Source organism: Tenacibaculum jejuense, assembly GCF_900198195.1.
Classification (GTDB): domain Bacteria; phylum Bacteroidota; class Bacteroidia; order Flavobacteriales; family Flavobacteriaceae; genus Polaribacter; species Polaribacter jejuensis.
This window is the reverse complement of record NZ_LT899436.1, coordinates 3715697-3735854: the sequence shown is the minus strand read 5'-3', so window position 1 is coordinate 3735854 and position 20158 is coordinate 3715697. Positions and strand designations below refer to the sequence as shown.

Here is a 20158-nt window from a genome sequence, read left to right as displayed (position 1 = left end):
TTACACTAACATGGTAACAGGGTTTTCAATAAACGTTTTTAATGTCTGTAAGAATTGAGCTCCAACAGCACCATCAACGGTTCTGTGATCACAAGCTAAAGTTAGCATCATTGTGTTACCAACAACAATTTGTCCGTCTTTCACTACTGGTTTTTGAACAATAGCTCCAACAGATAAAATCGCTGAGTTTGGTTGATTAATGATTGAAGTAAAGCTTTCAATACCAAACATACCTAAGTTAGATACTGTAAACGTACTACCTTGCATTTCGTTTGGCTTAATCTTTTTACTTCTAGCTTTTCCTGCTAAATCTTTAACGCTTGCTCCAATTTGAGTTAATGTTAAAGCATCTGTGTGTTTCACTACAGGTACAACTAAACCTTCGTCTACAGCAACAGCAACACCAACATGAATATGACTATGGTATTTAGTTACATTTTCTTCCCAAGAAGTATTTACTTGAGGGTGTTTTCTTAATGCCATTGCACATGCTTTAACTACCATGTCGTTGAATGATACTTTTACATCTGGAATTGCATTTATAGTTTTACGAGAAGCAATTGCATTGTCCATATCTACTTCAATATTTAAGTAGAAGTGAGGAGCAGAGAATTTAGAATTACCTAAACTTCTAGCAATAGCTTTACGCATTTGAGAATTCTTAACATCTTCAGTTCTTTCTTCACCAGCGATAGCAAAACTCGTAACTTGAGGTGCTGCTGATGGAGTAGAAGCTGTAGCAGTTGGTTGAGGTGCAGCAGAAGGAGTGTAGTTTTCTACATCTTTCTTTACAATTCTACCATTTTCACCAGAACCTTTTACATCTGCTAAATTGATTCCTTTATCCTTAGCTATTTTTTTAGCTAAAGGAGAAGCGAAAATTCTTCCACCAGTATTCGTGTTCGTATTTTCTACAGCTTTTGGAGCATTTGAAGTAGTTTCTGAAACAGGCTTGCTTTCTTCTTTTTTGTCTTCTGTACTGGGAGTGGCCGTAGCAACTCCGCCATTTTTATGAGCTTCAATAACAGCAGAAACATCAGTACCTTCATTTCCTATAATAGCTAAAAGACTATCTACAGGAGCACTGTTTCCTTCTTCGATGCCGATATGTAATAAAGTTCCTTCGTAGAAAGATTCAAATTCCATTGTCGCTTTGTCAGTCTCGATTTCAGCTAAAATATCACCTTCTTCTACTTTGTCGCCTACATTCTTTAACCAAGAAGCTACTGTACCTTCCACCATAGTATCACTTAATCGTGGCATAGTTACAACTTGAACTCCTTCTGGAATAGCAGTTGAACCATTACTAGTAGTTTCCTCTTTTTTAGGAGTTTCTTTGATTTCTTCAGTCTTAGGAGTTGAGTTTCCATTTAATAAAGCAGAAACGTCTTCACCTTCTTCACCAATAATAGCTAATAAAGTATCTACAGGTGCGCTGTCTCCTTCTTGAACTCCAATATGTAATAAAGTTCCTTCATGGAAAGATTCAAATTCCATTGTCGCTTTATCAGTTTCAATTTCAGCAAGAATATCTCCTTCTTCGATTTTATCACCAACTTTTTTTAACCAAGAAGCTACTACTCCTTCTTCCATTGTGTCGCTTAAGCGAGGCATATTTACGATTGTTGCCATTTGTACTTAATTTTGTTGGTTATTATTATTTAATGAAAGGATAATCTTCTTGTTCGTAAACAACATCATGTAAAATATTAAGTTCTGGGAATGGAGATTCTTCAGCGAATTTTTCACATTCTTTCACCATTTCCTTAACTTCTTTTGTAACAGCATCGATATCTTCATCAGTAGCATATTTCTTTTCTTTGATGATATCTAATACTTGTGTAATAGGATCTATTTTACGATATTCTTCAACTTCGTCTTTTGTACGATAGTGCTGAGCATCTGACATAGAGTGACCTCTATAACGATATGTTTTCATTTCTAAGAAAGTAGGTCCTTCACCTTTTCTTGCTCTTTGAATAGCTTCATCAACTGCTTCAGCAACTTTAACAGGATTCATTCCGTCAACTGGTCCACAAGGCATTTCGTAACCTAAACCTAATTTCCAAATATCTTCGTGATTTGCTGTTCTTTCAACAGAAGTTCCCATAGCGTAACCGTTATTTTCACAAATAAAAATTACTGGTAATTTCCAGTTCATTGCCATATTGAAAGTTTCATGTAATGAACCTTGGCGAGCAGCTCCGTCTCCAAAATAACATAAAGTAACAGCATCACTATTGTGGTATTTATCTCCAAAAGCAATTCCTGCTCCTAAAGGAATTTGTCCACCTACAATTCCGTGACCTCCGTAAAATCTGAATTCTTTAGAAAAAATATGCATAGAACCACCTAAACCTTGAGATGTTCCTGTAGCTTTTCCGTATAACTCTGCCATTACTCTTTTTGGATCTACCCCCATTCCTATTGGTTGAACATGATTACGATAAGCAGTAATCATCTTGTCTTTAGTTAAATCCATAGCATGTAAAGATCCAGCTAAAACAGCTTCCTGACCATTGTACAGGTGTAAAAAACCTCTTACTTTTTGTTGGATATATACTGCAGCTAATTTGTCTTCAAATTTTCTCCAAAAAAGCATGTTTTTATACCAATCAAGATAGGTTTCTTTAGTTATTTTTTTCATTCTGAATGTTGTTTGTTTCTAGTTGCTTAATATAAATGCAAGAACAAAAATAACTGTTTTTTGTAGAATAAAAAACGCAATAAGTATGATTTATCTCAAACGTTTTCGCTAATTTATTTGCTCTTAGCAACTACAAGTGTAGCTTTAGCACCTGTTGCTAGATTCCATTCGTTAGACGAAAGTTCCATTCCTGCATCATTTATCACTTTAAATGCAGCTGTATTTGGACCTGATGAACCTTGATTTAGTGCGACAATTTTGATTCTATTAACACCTTCTTCCAAAGGTATTTTAAAAGATTGATAACGTTGTTTGAGTGTAAGATTTGTAACAACTGGTATATCATTTACGTATATGGTAACTCTATCTCCATCAGGATATTGATGATCTCTGCAAATAATGTTAACACTTTTAGAGTCTGTGCTAATACTTCCTAAATCTTGATCTATAACTGGGTATGTAAATTGACCATTTACTCTTTGGAAATTTTTAAGGTAACGTTCCTCAGCCATTTTAGCTTTGGTTAAAATACCTTTGTTTTTTAAATCTTCTTGATCCTTTTTTCTTTTCTTCTTTTTTTGAAGTTCATCATTAGCTTTTTTAAATCCATCATTATTACCAAAACCTAAAGATTTAGGTTTAGTAACTTTTTTAGCTGGAGCTGCAACAATTCCAATAGAAGTTCCTTTTTTAGTACCACCAGTACTCCCATCTACTTGAGCTAATGTAGTTACCGAATTCGTGAATACGGTAAAAATAAAAATGTTTAATAGTAATCGCATAATAAACAATTTATCGCAAAGATAGTGCCGATTTGTTGAATTTAGTCGATAAGAAGTGTTAATTCTTACTTAATAGGGAAGTCAAAATAAGTTTTAGGGAAAGGTTCGTTTCGTAGCGTAAAATGCCACCACTCGTAAGAGTACGGTTTAAAACCAAATTCTAACATAATTTTACGTAATAGCATTCTGTTTTCTTTTTGTTTTTTCGTGATGCCTTTGTAAAATACATGAGATACTTTTCCGAAGAAATCATAAGGTCCTCCCATATCGAGTTCTTTGTTGGTTTTTAAATCGACAATGGTTAAATCTATAGAACTACCTCTAGAGTGTCCAGATCTACTCGAAATATAACCTAATTTAAAAAGATTACGTTTGTTGAGTTTTGGATAGAATTGTTGTTTTGTTAACGTATCTTTTGGAGTTCTTGCCCATCTACCAAAATGATTTACTGCGCGTTGTGGTCTGTAAGCATCGAAAATTTTCAGACTCAATCCTTTCTTTATTAATTTATCTTGAACTTTTTTTAAAGCAAGTGCAGCTTTTGTTGAGGTAATTAGTATTGGTTCTTCATATCCTTCTACAGAAGCACCAACAAAATTATTTGTGTAACAGTAACGTAATTCCTTTTGTATACTTGGAGCTACATCTTTTATGTAAGAAAAACCCTTTGGAAGTTCTTGTGTGAAAAGAGTTAATGCTGACCAATATAAAAAGAATGTGAAAATTTTCTTCATACAGTAAAATTAAGAAAACAAACAAAAAAGCCAAAGCTCAAAAGAGCTTTGGCAAAGTAAACCAAGTATTAGTTTAGAAGTTAGCTAACCGATAAACTAATTTTGTGTAGGAAGGTGATTGTAGCTTAAAACTCGTTTCAGCTTCCATATGTTGTTGTTAAGAATCCATACATGAGTAAATAATGCAGATCCTGTTGCTTTGAGTTTATTGTTTTTTTTGATATGAAATGTGTGTTTTCCTTTTTGAATCGCACCATACAATTCTCCATTTTTTTTCAAAGGATAAACTTTCAAACTATCGTCTACTAATTTTCTAATTAATTTTTCATCTGTGTTTCCACAAATATTATTTTGTACAGATTTAAAGAAATCTTCTCTGTTTTCTATACCACCTAAATCATGATAAAATTCAAAATCTTGATCGATAATGTGATCTAATTTTTGTAATTCACATCTATTGAATGTGCGTTCAAAAATTATACTGTCTTTACTTTTTAAAGTTTTAAATAGTACTGAGTTTTTATTAACCTGTCCGTTTACTAACATGGCAGATAATAAAGACCAAAGTAATAAAACTATTTTCCAAAATAGGTTTCCTTTAAAGAAAAAGTCGAAAAGTTCTTTCATAGTTAGTTGTTTTTTGAGTGTTTTTTCAATTACCAGGTTTTAAATGCTAGTATTCCTTCATCTTCATCATAATTTCTAAGAAAACCTTTTGAGATATTAGGTAAAGTTCCGTTTGTAATTTTTAATTCACCTTTATGTCCATCGTTACAATCTATTTTTAAAGTAATTCTTTTAATTCTATCTTCAGAATCAAATAAAGGATCATAAATATCAATATCAATGTTTTTCTTGTCTTTAAACCAGTTGATCAAACGGTTTAATTGTTTTTCAGTAGTTTGTTTACTGATAATAAATTCAGCTTTTGTATCATTAATAGTACTATCGAATAAAAACGTTAATTCGTCATCATTATCATCATTAACATTGTTGTCACTATTGTTAGCTTTTGAAGAAGTTTCATCTTGTTTTAAAGATTGACAATCTGTACACTCTAGTCCTTCTGTTGTCATTTTAAAATGATGACTTCCCATATCTCTATCATAAATGTCTTGGGTGTTTTCTATTTCATATAAGAACTTTCTCGATGATTTTTCAAAGAAAAGTGTAGTGCCTTCAGGAATATAAAGTGTTAAATATACTTCCTCTCTTTTCCAAATATTTTTATAATCAGATAAGAAATAAGCATCAAAAACGATTTTATTGTTTTTTAAATCGAACTTGTAAATAATATTTTCTGCATTACTTATGGCTAATCTCTTTTTTCTTCCTTCAGATTCCTTTTTAATTTCAATGTAAGCCTCATTGGTTTCGCTCTTTTCAACATCAATTTTAATGTTGTTAGAGTATTTCATCTTTTTATCATCAACATAAACTTCTTTAGCGTTTCTTCTCCTTTCTAAGTTATGTAAATAATAAATATCGTTATCGTTCTGAACTCCTATTTTTAAAGGAGAAGTAGCGTTGTATTGAATAGTTTTTTTACTTGCTTTAATTCCCGTTCTTGCTCTAGATGTAGCATATTCTATTCCCGAAAATCCAACAATAAGAACTGCAGCCAACCAAATACCAAATAAACTTAATGAAGTAGCGGTATTAACCCTTTTAATGTTAGGAGAGATAATTCTTAAACCTAAAATTAGAAGTGCAAAAAACGGTACAGCAACAATGATTAAACCAAAAACAGTTAATAACCATTTTGGAAAAACAGAATCATAAAAAAATGGAGGCGCATTAACAAAATCACCTTCAAAACCCAGTATTTCAAGACTACTTATTGAAAATAATGCAAACAATAACGAAATAAGAGTTATACTAGAAACAAATATAAGTAGAGCACCAATGAACTTTCCAAAAACTTTAAAAAGTGAGGATAGAATTTTTCCAACTGTATCTAAAAAATCCTGTAGACCAGATTTGGTATTTGTACGTAATTTATCATAATCAGCACTAGAAATCTTGTCTGTGAGCTCATTGGCACCATCTTTTAGCTTCGTAGAGAGGAATTCAAACTCGTTACGAATTTTTTTTTCAATGCTATCGATGTTTACAGGCTCGCCTTCCATCTGCAATTTCTCGCTTGTTGTCTTAGCTTCAGGCAATAAAACCCATAATACAATATAAGCTAAAATTCCAATTCCAGTAGTCACTGCGGCAAGAATAAATGCTAAACGAATCCAAATAGTATCAATATTCACATAATGTGCGATACCAGAAGCTACACCTCCTAAAAATTTACTATCACCATCTCTAAATAATTTCTTATTGGTGTTTCTCTTTCTATTGTATGTATAGTTTTCGCTATAAGACTCTTCAGCTTCAGTATAATCTTCAGGTTGTCCCATTATAGCAATAATTTCTTCAATATCACCTTCATTAACTACTTGTCTGGCATCAGTAATTCTCTCTGATAATAATTCGCTAATTCTAGCTTCAATATCTGCTATAATTTCATTTTTTCCTTGAGGATCATCGCTTAACGATCTGGATATGGCATCCAAATAACGTTTTAATTTTTGGTAGGCATTTTCATCTATATGGAAGAAGAATCCACCTAAGTTTATATTGATAGTCTTATTCATCTGATGTTGATTTTGTACTTGTTACTTGATTTACTGCATTTACTAAATTATTCCACGTTTTATCGAGTTCTTTTAAGAACATATTACCATTTTCGGTTAATACATAATATTTTCTTGGTGGTCCAGATGTAGATTCTTCCCATCTGTACGATAAAAGTCCAGCGTTCTTAAGCCTTGTCAGTAGCGGATAAATAGTACCTTCTACTACAATCATTTCTGCACTTTTTAATGTTTCTAAGATTTCTGAAGTGTATGCGTCTCCTTTTTGTAAAATGGAAAGTATGCAATACTCCAAAACTCCCTTTCGCATCTGTGCTTTTGTATTTTCTATCTTCATTTATAAGGGATGTTATTTTATAAATTTTATAATAAATGGATACTTGTAATGTTCTCCATTGTTTGCTTTCATTGAAGCTATAATAACCAAGGCAATTTTAATAAGTGATACAATTCCTACGATAGAGAAAATCCCGAAGAAACTGAAAAAATTTCCATTAAAGCCAATTTGATTACCAAAGTCTACATGATCAAATCTATCTAATATTCTAAAAATGTTTCTCATGAAAAACGTGAAAAAAGAAGCACTTAAAATAAAAATATATAGACCAAAACTAATATTAAAATTTACAGCTTCTTTACCATGTTCATCTAGAAATTGACTTCTATCTTTTTGTGCTTGCCACAAAATGAGAGGAGTAATAATACTTCCTAGCGGAAATAAATATCCTGCGAAAGATGAAATGTGTATCAAAAAAGCATTAGTGTTTTCGTTCTGATTTTTCATAATAAAATGATTTATATAATACTTTACATTGCAAATATATATCTAAAAAAAGGTATTATGCAATGCATAGTACTGTATTTTAACTAAATTTAACATTTTTTAAGTGCTTTTATGATAATAATTAAGAAATAAAAAGACTTAAATTGCGATGAAATACATTTTTATGAAGTTTACACCCAGAAAAATTAATCTTTACTTATTGTACAAATTACCCTCTGCTTTTATAACAGGAATTCGAATAAAATCAATATCTGAAAAAAGTGCAGTAGTAAAAGTGAGACATAAATGGATAAATCAAAATCCTTTTAAATCAATGTTTTGGGCTGTACAAGGAATGGCAGCAGAATTTTCAACAGGTATTTTAATGGTGAAATGTATTAATGATTCGGGTAAGCGAATTTCTATGTTGGTAACTAATATGAATGCAACTTTTACCAAAAAAGCAACTGGAAAAATAATATTTGAATGCAATCAAGGAGAGTTAATTCAAAAAAAAATACAAGAAGCAATTGAAACTCAAGAAGGACAAACGATGATTTTAACTTCTGAAGGATTTAATGAAGATGGAGTTTCTGTATCTAAATTTGATTTTGAATGGAGTATTAAAGTAAAATCGTAACAAATACATTTGTTTTTAGTCTAATCAAATAAAATAGAATTTATGTTTTTAAAAAATGCTCACGAAATAGATTATCGCATTTTTGGTGAGGAAATGCAATTTGTAGAAATAGAACTTGATCCAGAAGAAGGAGTAGTAGCAGAAAGTGGAAGTTTTATGATGATGGATTCTGGAATTAAAATGAACACTATTTTTGGAGATGGATCAAATCAAGAAAAAGGTTTGTTGGGGAAAATTTTCTCAGCAGGTAAAAGAATATTAACAGGAGAAAGTTTGTTTATGACTGTTTTTACCAATGAAGGTCATGGAAAAAAACAGGTGTCTTTTGCTTCACCTTACCCAGGAAAAATCATTCCTATCGATTTAACTGAGTTTGGAGGTAAGTTTATTTGTCAGAAAGATTCATTTTTATGTGCAGCCAAGGGAGTTTCTATTGGAATAGAATTTTCCAAAAAGTTAGGAAGAGGATTGTTTGGTGGAGAAGGTTTTATTATGCAGAAGATGGAAGGTGACGGTTTAGGTTTTATTCATGCTGGTGGAACTATGGCAAAAAAAGAATTACAACCTGGTGAAGTTTTAAAAGTAGATACAGGTTGTATTGTTGGTTTTACACAAAATGTAGATTACGATATAGAATTTGTAGGCGGAATCAAAAACACAATTTTTGGAGGTGAAGGTTTATTCTTTGCTACATTAAGAGGTCCTGGTACTGTATATGTTCAGTCTTTACCATTTAGTAGATTAGCAGGAAGGGTTCTTTCTTCTATTCCTAGTGGAGGAAAGACAAAAGGCGAAGGTAGTATTCTAGGAGGAATTGGAGATTTATTAGATGGTGATAATAGATTCTAGTATTTTTATAGTATCAAATAAATTTATATTAAATAAAGAACCGCGACAAGATTTAATCCTATCGCGGTTTTTTTATATTATTTTACCTTAGAATACCAGTAATGTTATTGTTCGTCTGAAACACAATACCATAATCCTGAATGAAACTCATGATGATGACCATCTTCACAACTATAATGGAATGATTTATCAATATCGTTAAAACCACTATGACCAGTAAAGTCATCATTGTCGTTATCATTACCTTTTCCTTTATTTCCTCCAGTAATTTGTTTTAATTGATTTAGGTTAAGTTGTTTTCCTAATTTTAAAATTGAACTTGTCATAATAATTATAAATTTAATAGTAATAATCTGTAAAGAACTAATCACTTCTTGAGATTATTATTTTGTTTCTATTATATAGTTCATGATTTTAATAAAATGTTACTAAGCTCAAAAAAATAATTGTAATAGGTTTTAAGTATATAGTTACTTTTTTGTTAGGAAATGTTTATCGTTACATAATAAATAAAAAAAACTTCGATACTTGGTCATAGCCAAATAACGAAGTTTAATAACGTCTATGCTAATTTATTGTTTTAATTTTCTGTTGTGTTTTAACAGAAAATAAGTATCTATTTAATGTTTAACTCAGTAAATAACTCTTCTAATTTTTTATGATTACTTGGTCTTGGGGCATTAGCACTTATAATTTTTCCATCAGGGTCGATTAAGATAAATCGTGGTAATCCTTTGATTAAGTAATCTTTTGTAAACTGAAAATCTTCTTTAGTTTCACCAGCAAAAAGTTGTATTCCTCCAAGTTCTCTATCTTCTATAATAGTTTCCCACTTCTTCTTATCTTCTCTTTTGTCAACACTTATACTAATAAATTCAATATTTTGATCGTGATATTTTTGTTCTAATCTTTTTAATAATGGTGTTTCTTTTTTACAAATACCACACCAAGTAGCCCAAATATCAATGTACTTATATTTTCCATTACCAATTAAATCATTTAAAGAAGTTTTACCACCATTATAATTATCTAGATTGTTAAACTTTGGAGAGTTTTCTCCTTTAGCAGTTAGTTTTAATTTGTTGTAGATGTTAGTAATTTCTTTTTTATTATTCTCACTAGTTGAATAAAGCATATACTTTCTGTAGTATTCCTTTAAATTATCAACTCTATGAATGATTTCTTTTGCAGCATTATGAAGTAAGTCGTTTTTAACTAAGGTATCAGATACTTCAACATGAATAGTTTCAAGATAGGCTAAATTGAAATCTCTTTTCTTAGATTTTCGATCATTAGCTTTCTTTTCTAAAAGTTCTTTTACTAACAAACGATATGATAGAGAGTTGATATAATCCTCACTTTTATTAATATCAATTTCTTCAATCAAATCAGAAGGATAATATTTAGAAACAACAAATCTATTATTACCATACAACATTCTATGGTAGGGTTGATAGTTCTTTATGTTACGAACAAATTCATAATAAATATTTCTTTTTTCTTTTTGAAGGTAATTTGATGGTAGGTTAGATTTTTTTGCTAAATCTTCCAGTGAAGATTTGTATTTGTCCATTTTACTTAAAAATTCATTTTCATCTAATGAGAATAATTTTTCAGCACCTCCAAGAATAAAGCTATGTTTCTTTATTTTTTTAGTTAAATAGTTGTTGATAGTTTCGTTCTGACCTTTAAAAATAGGATCTTTAATACGTTTTTTTGCATCTACAATTAGGTTTAGGTCGTCAAAACTAGAGAGATACATATTAACTATTCTTTTGTTAATTTGTAAAGCATAGTGGCCTTCTTTAAAGTTTCTTAACGTATCAACAAAGGTTTTTGATTTTTTATGGAAACGTATATTTTTACTGAAATTATATCCAGAAATTTTAATCTTTCGTTGTTTAAAATTTTCTACTTTCCCGGAAATAACCAGAAAGTCCTTTTGTTTTTCTTCTTTACAATTGATAAAAGTTAAGCTTAAAATAAGGAGAAGTGCGTAATACTTATTTTTCATAATAAATTTTTAGGGGTTGATTTTTAGAGATAAAAAAAAGAGTTACAAATAAATTATAACTCTTTTTGTGATTATTTAGATAGAATTAGATATCTAATTCTTCAAATAGCTTAATTAATTCTTCACTTCGACTAGGTCTTGGAGCATTAGCATTAACTATTTTTCCATCAGGATCGATTAAGATAAATCTTGGTAATCCTTTAATTAAATAGTCTTTAGTGAATTGTAATTCTTCTTGAGTTTTTCCAGCGAAAAGTTGGATTCCACTCATTTCTCTGTCTTTAATAGTTTGTTTCCACTTTTCTTTGCTAGCAGGTCTATCAACACTTAAACTAACAAATTCAATGTTTTTATCGTGGAATTGCTGTTCGAATCTTTTTAATAATGGAATTTCTTTTTTACAGAAACCACACCAAGTAGCCCAAACATCTATATATACATATTTTCCTTTACCGATTAAATCATCTAAAGATGTTTTACCTCCGTTATAGTTTTCAAGTTTTTCAAACTTTGGAGAAGGTTGACCTTTAGCTGTTAATTTTAACTTATTGTATAAATCAGAAATTTCAGCTTTATTCTTAGCATTGGTAGAATAACTATTATATTTTCTAAAATATTCTTTTAAGTTAATTGTAGTGGTAATTTGCTTTTCAGCAGCTTTATGTAATAAGTCATTTTTGATTAACGTATCGTTAATTTCAGTGTGAACAGACTCTAAATAAGATAAGTCAAAATCTCCATCTGTTCTATTTTTCTTATTCGTTACTTCATCTAATCTCTTTTTGATTAAATCTCTGTAAGGCTTAGAATTAATGTAATCACCACTATTATTTAAATCAACATCTTTAGGAATATCAGAAGGGAATTGATTAGAAACTACAAATTCATCATCTCCATAAAGAATTCTATGATAGTTTTGATAGTTTTCAAGAGCTAAAGCAAATTCATAATGGATATTTCTCATTTCTTTGTCAAGATAGTCTTGAGGTAATTGAGAACTTTTAGCTAAATCTTCTAATATAGATTTGTATTCGTCTAATTTACTTAAAAACTCTTCTTCATTCATAGAGAATAGTTTAGAAGCATTACCTAATACAATACCGATTTTTTTAGCTTTTTCAGTAATGTAATTGTTGATGTTTGCAGTAGGACCTTGGAAAACTGGATCTTTGGTTCTCTTTTTTGCATCAACAATTAATTTTAAATCATCAATAGAGCTAAGATATACTTGTACAGGTCTTTTACCTATTTTTAATACATAGTGACCTGGAGTAATATTAGTAAGAGTATCAAGAAAAGTCTTTGTTTTTCTATCAAAACGAATCTTCTTTTCAAAATTGTGACCAGTAAGTTCTATTGTTCGTTTCCTAAGATTATCAACTTCACCAGAAAGCACTAAATAATCTTTAGGCTTTTCTTTCTTCTCGCAAGAAACTACTAACGAGACTGTGAATAGTATTAGCAACAATTTTTTCATAATTATAAAATTTACTTTATAGGGAATAATTAAATTACGTGTTTCAACACCGAAAGTACCTAATTTTTAAAAAACCTCAAAATCTTTAAGGTAAAAATTTGGAAAAAATACAATGTTTGCGCACTTTTGGCCAACTAATTTAATGAAAAAATCTTCAGCGGCTTCAAAAATCTTAAGTGTTTATAAATAAGCAGGTTTCGATTTATGTAATGTTAAAGATGTTATATAACTAATTCAAAAATCAATCTAAAATGAGAAAAGTAGTTTTTATCACAGGAGCTTCATCTGGAATAGGAAGGGCTATTGGAGAATATCTTATTGAAAAAAACTATGTAGTGTATGGAACATCTAGAAATCCAAAACGTATCGAAGATTCTAAATTTCCTTTAGTAGCACTAGATGTATTACAATCAGACACTGTTTTTTGTGCAATAAAGGAAGTTGTTGATAAAGAAGGACGTATAGACGTTTTAATTAATAACGCAGGTAAAGGAATAATGGGAGCTATGGAAGATATTGCCATAGAGGAAGTTGAGAATGGTTTTAATACAAATTTCTTAGGACCAATTCGTGTTATGAAAGCCGTATTGCCTTTTATGAGAAAGCAAAAAACTGGATTAATTATAAACATTACATCGCTAGCAGGTTATTCTGGATTACCTTTTAGAAGTGTTTATTCTTCTAGTAAAGGAGCTTTGGAGTTATTAACAGAATCTGTAAGTATGGAAGTCAAAAATTTTGGTGTTAATGTTGTTAGTGTTGCTCCAGGAAGTTTCGCTACAAACATTGCTTCGGGTAGATATTACACACCGGTTTCAGAAAATTCTGCTTATAAAGAAGCTTATGGGAAAAACTTAAAAGTTAGTGATGATTATGTAGACCAAGGTTTAAATCCTTTAGTTATGGCTAAAGCTATTCATAAAATTATAGAAACCAAAAAGCCAAAACTTCATTATAAAATTGGAGCTTTTATGGAACGTTTTTCAGTAGTTTTAAAAAGGGCTTTACCAGATAGAGTCTACGAAAAACTTATTATGAATCACTATAAGTTGTAAGTTTGTTTTCTTTTAAATCGAGTAATTGTTTTAAGATAGTTTCTACACCGAAGTGATTATTACTTTTTGTAGAAAAATTCGCAGTTTCTTTTACTTGAGGATGCGCGTTTTCCATAGCATAACTAAAATGAGCTCTTTTTAGCATTTCTAAATCATTATTGTAATCACCAAAAACTAAGGTCTCTTCATAAGAAATATTATATTCTTTCTGTATTAATTCTACAGCATCACCTTTGTTGGCTTTCATTTCGGAAATATCAACCCAATGATTTGCAGAAACTTTAACTTTAAAGTTTTCTTCTAAATGTTTTAAGTGAGGGTACAAAAATTGTTCAGTACTAACCTCATGGTAAATAGCTATTTTATAAACGGGTTCCTTAATGTCGTTAACCGAATTTATGGTGTCGTAATTTTTGTAAAATTCAGCAAGAAGTTTTAATAATTCAGGGTTATTACTTGTTGTAAAAGCTTTGTCTCTAGTACAAAAAACAGGGTGTGCTTCTGGTAAAGTATTCAATAATTCATTTATCATGAATAAGTTGTTCTCCTCCATAGCTGTAGATAATAAAGTTTTACCATTTTTTATGGCTAAACCTCCATTTTCTGCAACGATAATAATATCATTTTCAATCTTACCTAACTTTTCTCTTATACCATACAATGGTCTTCCGCTTGCGGCAGTAAATAAGATATTGTGTTTTTTTATTTTACTAAACAATTCAAAAAATAAATCACTTACCTCATGATTAGAGTTTAAAAGAGTTCCATCTAAATCTGTAACGATAAGTTTAACATTCGATAGGTTCATAAAAAAGAATTAAACGATAAAAATAGGTATTGATAAATGTAAAAAACTAATTTTTGTGTTAACTAATTACTAACTTATAATTTTTGATAGTAAATTGACACTACAGATTTAAGAGTAAAAGTAGTTTAGATGATTTATGAGTATCTTATTTTTTTGGATTGATAGTTTTCGTTGCAGGATTAGTAGTTTTTAATAAGAAGAAGTCTGATGATGTTGATTTTGATAGTCATGTGTTTGAAAATGATGATGACCAAGATTTTTTCTCTTTTTATTAAAGTATTCTTAATTATACTGTGTTAAAAAAACAGATTCAATCATTTTGTAACATTTATTTCACATTTCAAATGTAAAAATGTAATAATTTTGCAATTAATATTTGAATTAGTGATCCTCCTTATTACGAACAAGCAGCTTTTATTTATGGCTGTTTGTTCTCGTTTATAATAGTTACTTAATTTATATTTAAGTCACTGTTAATAATTCTCGTAACTTTATTATAAATAGGTTTATAAAAAACGTTTAAAGTTGTAGTTTTGCGGCAAACACAACAGTAAAACAAAAGATAAATGAAATTTTTTATAGATACGGCAAACTTAGATCAAATTCGTGAAGCGCAAGCTTTAGGTATTTTAGATGGAGTTACAACAAATCCTTCATTAATGGCTAAAGAAGGAATTACTGGAGAAGAAAATATTAAAAATCACTATAAAGCAATCTGTGAGATTGTAGATGGAGATGTTTCTGCTGAAGTAATTGCTACAGATTACGAAGGAATGGTGAGAGAAGGAGAGGCATTAGCTGCTTTACATTCTCAAATTGTTGTAAAATTACCAATGATTGCAGATGGAGTAAAAGCGTGTAAATATTTTTCTGATAAAGGTATCAAAACAAATGTAACGTTAGTGTTTTCTGCAGGACAAGCTTTGTTAGCAGCTAAAGCAGGCGCAACTTATGTTTCTCCTTTCATTGGACGTTTAGATGATATTTCTACAGATGGGTTAAACTTAATTGCTGAAATTCGTCAGATTTACGACAACTATATGTTTGAAACTGAAATTTTAGCTGCTTCTGTACGTCATACAATGCACGTAATCGATTGTGCTAAAATTGGTGCAGATGTAATGACAGGACCTTTAAAAGCTATTGAAGGGTTATTAAATCATCCTTTAACAAACATTGGTTTAGAGAAGTTCTTAGCAGACTACAAAAAAGGAAACTAAATAATAATTAGTATAAATAATCAAGAAGTCCACGCATATTGTGTGGATTTTCTTTTTTAGTAATACTTTTGCAAACTAATGTATCCAGAAAAACAACTTGCTCAATTAGTAATTAAAGCGTGTCAATTTTATAATGTTGATAAAGTGGTCATTTCTCCTGGTTCGAGAAATGCACCACTAACAATAGGTTTTTCGAATATTTATGAAATTGAAACGTATAGTATTGTAGACGAACGTTGTGCAGCTTTTTTTGCTTTAGGAATGGCACAGCAAACACGTAAACCAGTAGCAATTGTTTGTACTTCAGGATCAGCTTTATTGAATTATTACCCTGCAGTTGCTGAAGCTTTTTATAGTAAAATTCCTTTATTGGTAATTTCTGCTGATAGGCCAAAGCATCTTATTGATATAGGAGACGGACAAACTATTCGTCAAGAAAACGTATTCAAAAATCATATTTTATACTCTGCAAATCTTATTGAAGATGAAAGCAAATTGAAATATAACATAGAAGAAGTAGAAAAAGCTATTTTTACTTGTGTTTCAGAAAGTGGCCCAGTACATATTAATGTGCCTTTTAATGAACCGATTTACAATACTATTGAAACTCTATCAAATTTTGAGTTTAATACCAAACTTAAAAAGCTGGATCAAATTCAGGTTGAATTGGATACAGAAGTTGTTGATATTTGGAATGCTTCTGAAAAGAAGTTGATTTTAATTGGAGTGAATTATCCTGACGAAAAACTTCAAGAATTATTAAATCATTTTGTAGAAGATAGTTCAGTTTTGGTTTTTATTGAAACTACGTCAAATGTTAGTCATCCAAGATTTATCAATTCAATAGATCAATTAATTACTAAGTTAGACGCAGAAGAATTTACAGATTTACAGCCTGATTTATTAATTACTTTAGGAGGAATGGTGATCTCTAAAAGAATAAAACAGTTTTTGAGAAAATACCAACCTAAACATCATTGGCACATTGATAAGTTAGTTAAAATGGATACTTATTTTTGCTTGTCGAAACATATTCAAGAAAAACCAGCCGATTTTTTTGAAGTTCTTAAGTCTAAAGTAGTTGTAAATAAACTTAGTAATTATCAAGAAAAATGGGTTCAAGAGAAAAAGCAACGACAACTAGTACACCAAAGTTTTATTGAGGAAACAGCATATTCAGATTTTAGAGTTTTTAAAAATATTTTAGAAACATTACCCGATTTTTCTCAAGTACAGGTTAGTAATAGTGCTGTTATACGCTATATGCAATTGTATGATGTAAACCCTACTTTAAAGGTGTTTTGTAATCGAGGAACAAGTGGAATAGATGGAAGTACATCAACAGCAATTGGTGCTGCTGTGGTAGAGAATCAGAATACAGTTTTAATTACGGGAGATTTAAGTTTTTTCTACGATAGTAATGCATTATGGAATAATTATATTCCTTCAAGTTTTAGAATTATTCTGATAAATAATTCAGGAGGAGGAATTTTTAAAATTATACCAGGACCAAAATCTACAAATGCATTACAGTATTTTGAAACCCCACACGACTTAACAGCTGAGTATTTGGTAAAAATGTATAACTTAGAGTATGCTAGCGCTTTGTCGTTAAATGATGCAGAAAACAAGTTAAAGAATTTTTATGAGGAAAGTGAAAAACCTAAGATTTTAGAGATTTTTACACCATCTGATAAAAATGATATAGTATTAAAATCATATTTTAAAAATTTATAATGGAGTTACAAGAAGGAGATAAAGTAGATTTAATTATTGGTGTACAAACAGCTCTTGGATATACAGTTTTAATTAATGAAACTTATGAAGGTTTGTTGTATAATAATGAGGTTTTTTCTGATGTAGAAGAAGGAATGAAAACTTACGGTTATATAAAAAAGATTAGAGAAGATGAGAAAATAGATGTTTCTCTCAGACCGCAAGGTTTTAAAAATGTAATTGATGAAGATGTAGAAAAAATATTGAGAAAATTAGAGGAAAAAGGACCATTAATGCTAACAGATAAAAGCTCTCCTGAAGCGATTAAATTTCGTTTACAAATGAGTAAAAAAGCATTTAAAAGAGCTGTTGGAAGTTTGTACAAACAGCGAAAGATTCAGATTTTTGAAGATAGAATAGAATTAATAAAAAAGAATTAAGGAGATATAAATAACCTGAAATGAAAAAGGTGAGTGTTTTGGACACTCACCTTTTTTTATTTTTATGTAATGATAAGAGTCTTGTAAAATGTAAACTCAGAATTTTCTAGAATTTTACTTGAGCTGACTTCTTTTACTTATATCAAATTGATATTATTTATTGTCTTCGTTATCGTCATCTTCATTATTATCTTCCTCTTCTTGATCTTCTTCAGGAGCATCTTCTAGAGGTAAAGGTTCTTCTTTAGGAGCATTTTTCATTGCACTTTCTATACGAATGATATTTTCATAAAAAGCTTCAGCATTAGGATCTGAAAGTTCCATTTTTCCATAAGCTTCTTTATAATAGAATAATGCCTGTTCGTAATTTTTACCGGTCTCATGGAATTTTCCTACATAATATTCTCCTAAGTGAGATTCAGGGTGCTTAATCATTACAAAGTCTCCAAGAACTCTAAGGTAATCACCATCTTGTTTGTCAATAACAATACCTTCGATTGTATATATATCTTCAAAACGAACATTTAAATTTGTACCATACAAATATTCAATATCTAAGTATTTTTTCTCTAAATATTTAATAGCATCTAAAGGTTCAAGATCTTTTACTTTCTCCTCGTATTCTTGTTTTGATATTCTTGGGTATAATCCGAAAATATTACTAAAAGCATCAGGTAAAGCTTTTACAAGCGCGGTAGGTTTATTGGCTTCATTTTTAAAATCATTAAAAGCAATATGAAGTTTTTCTGTTTTTAAAGCTTCTAATCCTGTTTGTAATTGTTGATGTAAATCTTTACGCTCCTTTTTTTCATATGGATTCGAACTTACATACAGGTAAAATTGATTATCAATTTCATCTAAGCGTTTCAAATCAAAAGTACTCATCAAACGAAGTGTTTGATCAGTTAGTCGAGGAGAAATGGAAACGTAGGCATTAAAAATTGGATTTTTCTCTTTCAAAAAATGAAGTAGAAAATTACCAGCATCTTGATCTCCTACTATAGTTAAATAAGGAGAAGTTCTATAGTTTGCTTCCAAATAAGGAAGTAATTCTTTTTTTATGTAGTTGTAAAACTTTTTTGCATTAGAGGTTAAGTTTCCACTTTTAGTAACTACAGAAACATCTTGATTTTTTCTGGAATCTACATCTACACCAACAACAATTTGCTTCGGAGTTAAATCTGCATTAGCATAAATTTTAGAGTTACCAACATAAATGTCAAAAAGGTAATCATCGTCTAAAACAATTGCAATAGGATATTTTCTAATCGTATCACGATCATGTTCTTCTGGAACATACAATTTAATATTACGATCTCTGTTAAACTCTACAGAATTTACTTTTTTATTTGTAATTCCTTGAGAGAAAATAGTGAGATTCAAAAATAAGATAGTTAATACAAGTAAATTTTTAATCGACATATTTTGTGTTTCTTATTTAGTACTGAACTACTAAACTATAATTATAGTATTTTTGCTTTTGTAAATAACGAATTTTTTTTCAAATTATGATGCACATCGACTGGAAAACTGCAAAAGAATATACAGATATCACGTATAAGAAACATAACGGTGTGGCTAGAATTGCTTTTAACAGACCAAATGTTAGAAATGCTTTCAGACCACATACTACAGCTGAATTATTAGATGCTTTTAGAGATGCTCACGAAGATACATCAATTGGTGTTGTTTTATTATCTGCTGAAGGTCCGTCTACTAAAGATGGAATTTGGAGCTTTTGTTCAGGGGGAGATCAAAAGGCAAGAGGTCATCAAGGTTATGTTGGACAAGATGGTTATCATCGTTTAAATATTCTTGAAGTTCAAAGATTAATTCGTTTTATGCCAAAAGCGGTAATTGCTGTTGTTCCTGGTTGGGCAGTTGGTGGAGGACATAGTCTTCATGTGACTTGTGATTTAACTTTAGCAAGTAAAGAACATGCTATTTTTAAACAAACAGATGCTGATGTAACATCTTTCGATGGAGGTTACGGTTCTGCTTATTTAGCAAAAATGGTAGGGCAGAAAAAAGCAAGAGAAATTTTCTTTTTAGGAAGAAATTATTCTGCTCAAGAAGCTTATGAAATGGGGATGGTAAATGCAGTGATTCCTCACGATGAATTAGAATCAACAGCTTACGAATGGGCTCAAGAAATTTTAGCAAAATCACCAACATCAATCAAAATGTTAAAGTTTGCCATGAATTTAACGGATGATGGAATGGTTGGGCAACAAGTTTTTGCTGGAGAAGCAACTCGTTTAGCTTACATGACAGATGAAGCTAAGGAAGGAAGAGATGCGTTCTTAGAAAAAAGAAAGCCAAGTTTTGAGAAAAAATGGATTCCATAGTAGATAAAATTTTAGGAGAA

At 30.2% G+C, this 20158-nt stretch carries 20 protein-coding genes; 7 read left to right on the top strand and 13 right to left on the bottom strand.

The annotated features are described in order from the left end of the window. The 8 genes from AQ1685_RS16265 to AQ1685_RS16230 form a co-directional block, all read right to left on the bottom strand. Entirely contained in the window at positions 1-1632 is a 1632-nt protein-coding gene (locus AQ1685_RS16265) for a pyruvate dehydrogenase complex dihydrolipoamide acetyltransferase (RefSeq protein WP_095073901.1), read from the bottom strand. 25 nt (positions 1633-1657) lie between these two features. Further along, positions 1658-2647 carry a pyruvate dehydrogenase (acetyl-transferring) E1 component subunit alpha gene (pdhA, locus tag AQ1685_RS16260; RefSeq protein WP_095073900.1) on the bottom strand — a complete coding sequence of 330 codons (990 nt, stop codon included), beginning with the start codon at positions 2645-2647 and terminating at the stop codon, positions 1658-1660. Positions 2648-2760: 113 nt separating this feature from the next. Continuing rightward, complete coding sequence (locus AQ1685_RS16255) at positions 2761-3429, bottom strand: hypothetical protein (protein ID WP_095073898.1); 669 nt, start codon at positions 3427-3429, stop codon at positions 2761-2763. 65 nt (positions 3430-3494) lie between these two features. Then, positions 3495-4163: a M15 family metallopeptidase gene (locus tag AQ1685_RS16250; RefSeq protein WP_095073897.1), complete on the bottom strand. Its 669-nt coding sequence runs from the start codon at positions 4161-4163 to the stop codon at positions 3495-3497. Positions 4164-4259: 96 nt separating this feature from the next. Then, the gene (locus tag AQ1685_RS16245; protein WP_173862365.1) at positions 4260-4790 is read right to left on the bottom strand and encodes a nuclear transport factor 2 family protein; all 531 of its coding nucleotides are present in this window, start codon (positions 4788-4790) and stop codon (positions 4260-4262) included. Positions 4791-4819: 29 nt separating this feature from the next. Continuing rightward, positions 4820-6808, bottom strand: coding sequence for a PspC domain-containing protein (locus AQ1685_RS16240; RefSeq protein WP_095073896.1), 1989 nt, complete (start codon positions 6806-6808; stop codon positions 4820-4822). Then, complete coding sequence (locus AQ1685_RS16235) at positions 6801-7145, bottom strand: PadR family transcriptional regulator (protein ID WP_095073895.1); 345 nt, start codon at positions 7143-7145, stop codon at positions 6801-6803. The genes AQ1685_RS16240 and AQ1685_RS16235 overlap by 8 nt, the downstream gene beginning before the upstream one ends. Before the next feature lie 12 nt (positions 7146-7157). After that, the gene (locus AQ1685_RS16230; RefSeq protein WP_095073894.1) at positions 7158-7592 is read right to left on the bottom strand and encodes a DUF4870 domain-containing protein; all 435 of its coding nucleotides are present in this window, start codon (positions 7590-7592) and stop codon (positions 7158-7160) included. A 148-nt stretch (positions 7593-7740) separates the two neighbouring features. On the opposite strand from AQ1685_RS16230, the gene AQ1685_RS16225 reads away from it, so the two are divergent. Then, positions 7741-8211 (top strand): DUF4442 domain-containing protein, encoded by a 471-nt coding sequence (locus AQ1685_RS16225; protein ID WP_317042146.1) that lies wholly within the window; start codon positions 7741-7743, stop codon positions 8209-8211. A 42-nt stretch (positions 8212-8253) separates the two neighbouring features. Continuing rightward, positions 8254-9060 carry a TIGR00266 family protein gene (locus AQ1685_RS16220; RefSeq protein ID WP_095073892.1) on the top strand — a complete coding sequence of 269 codons (807 nt, stop codon included), beginning with the start codon at positions 8254-8256 and terminating at the stop codon, positions 9058-9060. Between the two features lie 104 nt (positions 9061-9164). Here the strand turns inward: AQ1685_RS16220 and AQ1685_RS16215 are convergent, their stop codons facing one another. The 3 genes from AQ1685_RS16215 to AQ1685_RS16205 all read right to left on the bottom strand — a co-directional run bounded on the left by AQ1685_RS16215 (position 9165) and on the right by AQ1685_RS16205 (position 12551). Next, entirely contained in the window at positions 9165-9386 is a 222-nt protein-coding gene (locus AQ1685_RS16215; RefSeq protein WP_095073891.1) for a hypothetical protein, read from the bottom strand. A 290-nt stretch (positions 9387-9676) separates the two neighbouring features. Continuing rightward, positions 9677-11074 (bottom strand): TlpA family protein disulfide reductase, encoded by a 1398-nt coding sequence (locus AQ1685_RS16210; RefSeq protein WP_095073890.1) that lies wholly within the window; start codon positions 11072-11074, stop codon positions 9677-9679. 85 nt (positions 11075-11159) lie between these two features. Continuing rightward, entirely contained in the window at positions 11160-12551 is a 1392-nt protein-coding gene (locus tag AQ1685_RS16205; protein WP_095073888.1) for a TlpA family protein disulfide reductase, read from the bottom strand. A 251-nt stretch (positions 12552-12802) separates the two neighbouring features. Here AQ1685_RS16205 and AQ1685_RS16200 point away from each other — a divergent pair, with 251 nt between their 5' ends. Further along, the gene (locus AQ1685_RS16200; protein ID WP_095073887.1) at positions 12803-13606 is read left to right on the top strand and encodes an SDR family oxidoreductase; all 804 of its coding nucleotides are present in this window, start codon (positions 12803-12805) and stop codon (positions 13604-13606) included. On the opposite strand, the gene AQ1685_RS16195 is transcribed toward AQ1685_RS16200, so the two are convergent. Continuing rightward, on the bottom strand, positions 13584-14414 hold the full coding sequence (locus AQ1685_RS16195; RefSeq protein ID WP_095073886.1) for an HAD family hydrolase: 831 nt from the start codon (positions 14412-14414) through the stop codon (positions 13584-13586). The two genes, AQ1685_RS16200 and AQ1685_RS16195, sit on opposite strands and share 23 nt — an antisense overlap. Positions 14415-14980: 566 nt before the next feature. Here AQ1685_RS16195 and fsa point away from each other — a divergent pair. The 3 genes from fsa to AQ1685_RS20600 all read left to right on the top strand — a co-directional run bounded on the left by fsa (position 14981) and on the right by AQ1685_RS20600 (position 17790). After that, positions 14981-15634 (top strand): fructose-6-phosphate aldolase, encoded by a 654-nt coding sequence (fsa, locus tag AQ1685_RS16190; protein ID WP_095073885.1) that lies wholly within the window; start codon positions 14981-14983, stop codon positions 15632-15634. Between the two features lie 78 nt (positions 15635-15712). Then, positions 15713-17371: a 2-succinyl-5-enolpyruvyl-6-hydroxy-3-cyclohexene-1-carboxylic-acid synthase gene (gene menD / locus AQ1685_RS16185; protein ID WP_095073884.1), complete on the top strand. Its 1659-nt coding sequence runs from the start codon at positions 15713-15715 to the stop codon at positions 17369-17371. Continuing rightward, the gene (locus tag AQ1685_RS20600) at positions 17371-17790 is read left to right on the top strand and encodes a S1 RNA-binding domain-containing protein (RefSeq protein ID WP_095073882.1); all 420 of its coding nucleotides are present in this window, start codon (positions 17371-17373) and stop codon (positions 17788-17790) included. Before menD ends, AQ1685_RS20600 begins: the two co-directional genes overlap by 1 nt. A 153-nt stretch (positions 17791-17943) precedes the next feature. Here the strand turns inward: AQ1685_RS20600 and AQ1685_RS16175 are convergent, their stop codons facing one another. Then, a complete protein-coding gene (locus AQ1685_RS16175; protein WP_157730261.1) occupies positions 17944-19173 on the bottom strand; it encodes an alpha/beta hydrolase in 1230 nt (409 codons plus the stop codon). 125 nt (positions 19174-19298) lie between these two features. Between AQ1685_RS16175 and AQ1685_RS16170 the strand changes: the two genes are divergently transcribed. Next, complete coding sequence (locus tag AQ1685_RS16170; RefSeq protein ID WP_095073879.1) at positions 19299-20138, top strand: 1,4-dihydroxy-2-naphthoyl-CoA synthase; 840 nt, start codon at positions 19299-19301, stop codon at positions 20136-20138. Positions 20139-20158 lie beyond the last annotated feature (20 nt).

Coding starts and splice junctions, on each gene's coding strand:
- AQ1685_RS16265 (WP_095073901.1), bottom strand. CDS start 1,632: ATGGCAACAATCGTAAATATGCCTCGCTTAAGCGACACAATGGAAGAA.
- pdhA (WP_095073900.1), bottom strand. CDS start 2,647: ATGAAAAAAATAACTAAAGAAACCTATCTTGATTGGTATAAAAACATG.
- AQ1685_RS16255 (WP_095073898.1), bottom strand. CDS start 3,429: ATGCGATTACTATTAAACATTTTTATTTTTACCGTATTCACGAATTCG.
- AQ1685_RS16250 (WP_095073897.1), bottom strand. CDS start 4,163: ATGAAGAAAATTTTCACATTCTTTTTATATTGGTCAGCATTAACTCTT.
- AQ1685_RS16245 (WP_173862365.1), bottom strand. CDS start 4,790: ATGAAAGAACTTTTCGACTTTTTCTTTAAAGGAAACCTATTTTGGAAA.
- AQ1685_RS16240 (WP_095073896.1), bottom strand. CDS start 6,808: ATGAATAAGACTATCAATATAAACTTAGGTGGATTCTTCTTCCATATA.
- AQ1685_RS16235 (WP_095073895.1), bottom strand. CDS start 7,145: ATGAAGATAGAAAATACAAAAGCACAGATGCGAAAGGGAGTTTTGGAG.
- AQ1685_RS16230 (WP_095073894.1), bottom strand. CDS start 7,592: ATGAAAAATCAGAACGAAAACACTAATGCTTTTTTGATACACATTTCA.
- AQ1685_RS16225 (WP_317042146.1), top strand. CDS start 7,741: ATGAAATACATTTTTATGAAGTTTACACCCAGAAAAATTAATCTTTAC.
- AQ1685_RS16220 (WP_095073892.1), top strand. CDS start 8,254: ATGTTTTTAAAAAATGCTCACGAAATAGATTATCGCATTTTTGGTGAG.
- AQ1685_RS16215 (WP_095073891.1), bottom strand. CDS start 9,386: ATGACAAGTTCAATTTTAAAATTAGGAAAACAACTTAACCTAAATCAA.
- AQ1685_RS16210 (WP_095073890.1), bottom strand. CDS start 11,074: ATGAAAAATAAGTATTACGCACTTCTCCTTATTTTAAGCTTAACTTTT.
- AQ1685_RS16205 (WP_095073888.1), bottom strand. CDS start 12,551: ATGAAAAAATTGTTGCTAATACTATTCACAGTCTCGTTAGTAGTTTCT.
- AQ1685_RS16200 (WP_095073887.1), top strand. CDS start 12,803: ATGAGAAAAGTAGTTTTTATCACAGGAGCTTCATCTGGAATAGGAAGG.
- AQ1685_RS16195 (WP_095073886.1), bottom strand. CDS start 14,414: ATGAACCTATCGAATGTTAAACTTATCGTTACAGATTTAGATGGAACT.
- fsa (WP_095073885.1), top strand. CDS start 14,981: ATGAAATTTTTTATAGATACGGCAAACTTAGATCAAATTCGTGAAGCG.
- menD (WP_095073884.1), top strand. CDS start 15,713: ATGTATCCAGAAAAACAACTTGCTCAATTAGTAATTAAAGCGTGTCAA.
- AQ1685_RS20600 (WP_095073882.1), top strand. CDS start 17,371: ATGGAGTTACAAGAAGGAGATAAAGTAGATTTAATTATTGGTGTACAA.
- AQ1685_RS16170 (WP_095073879.1), top strand. CDS start 19,299: ATGATGCACATCGACTGGAAAACTGCAAAAGAATATACAGATATCACG.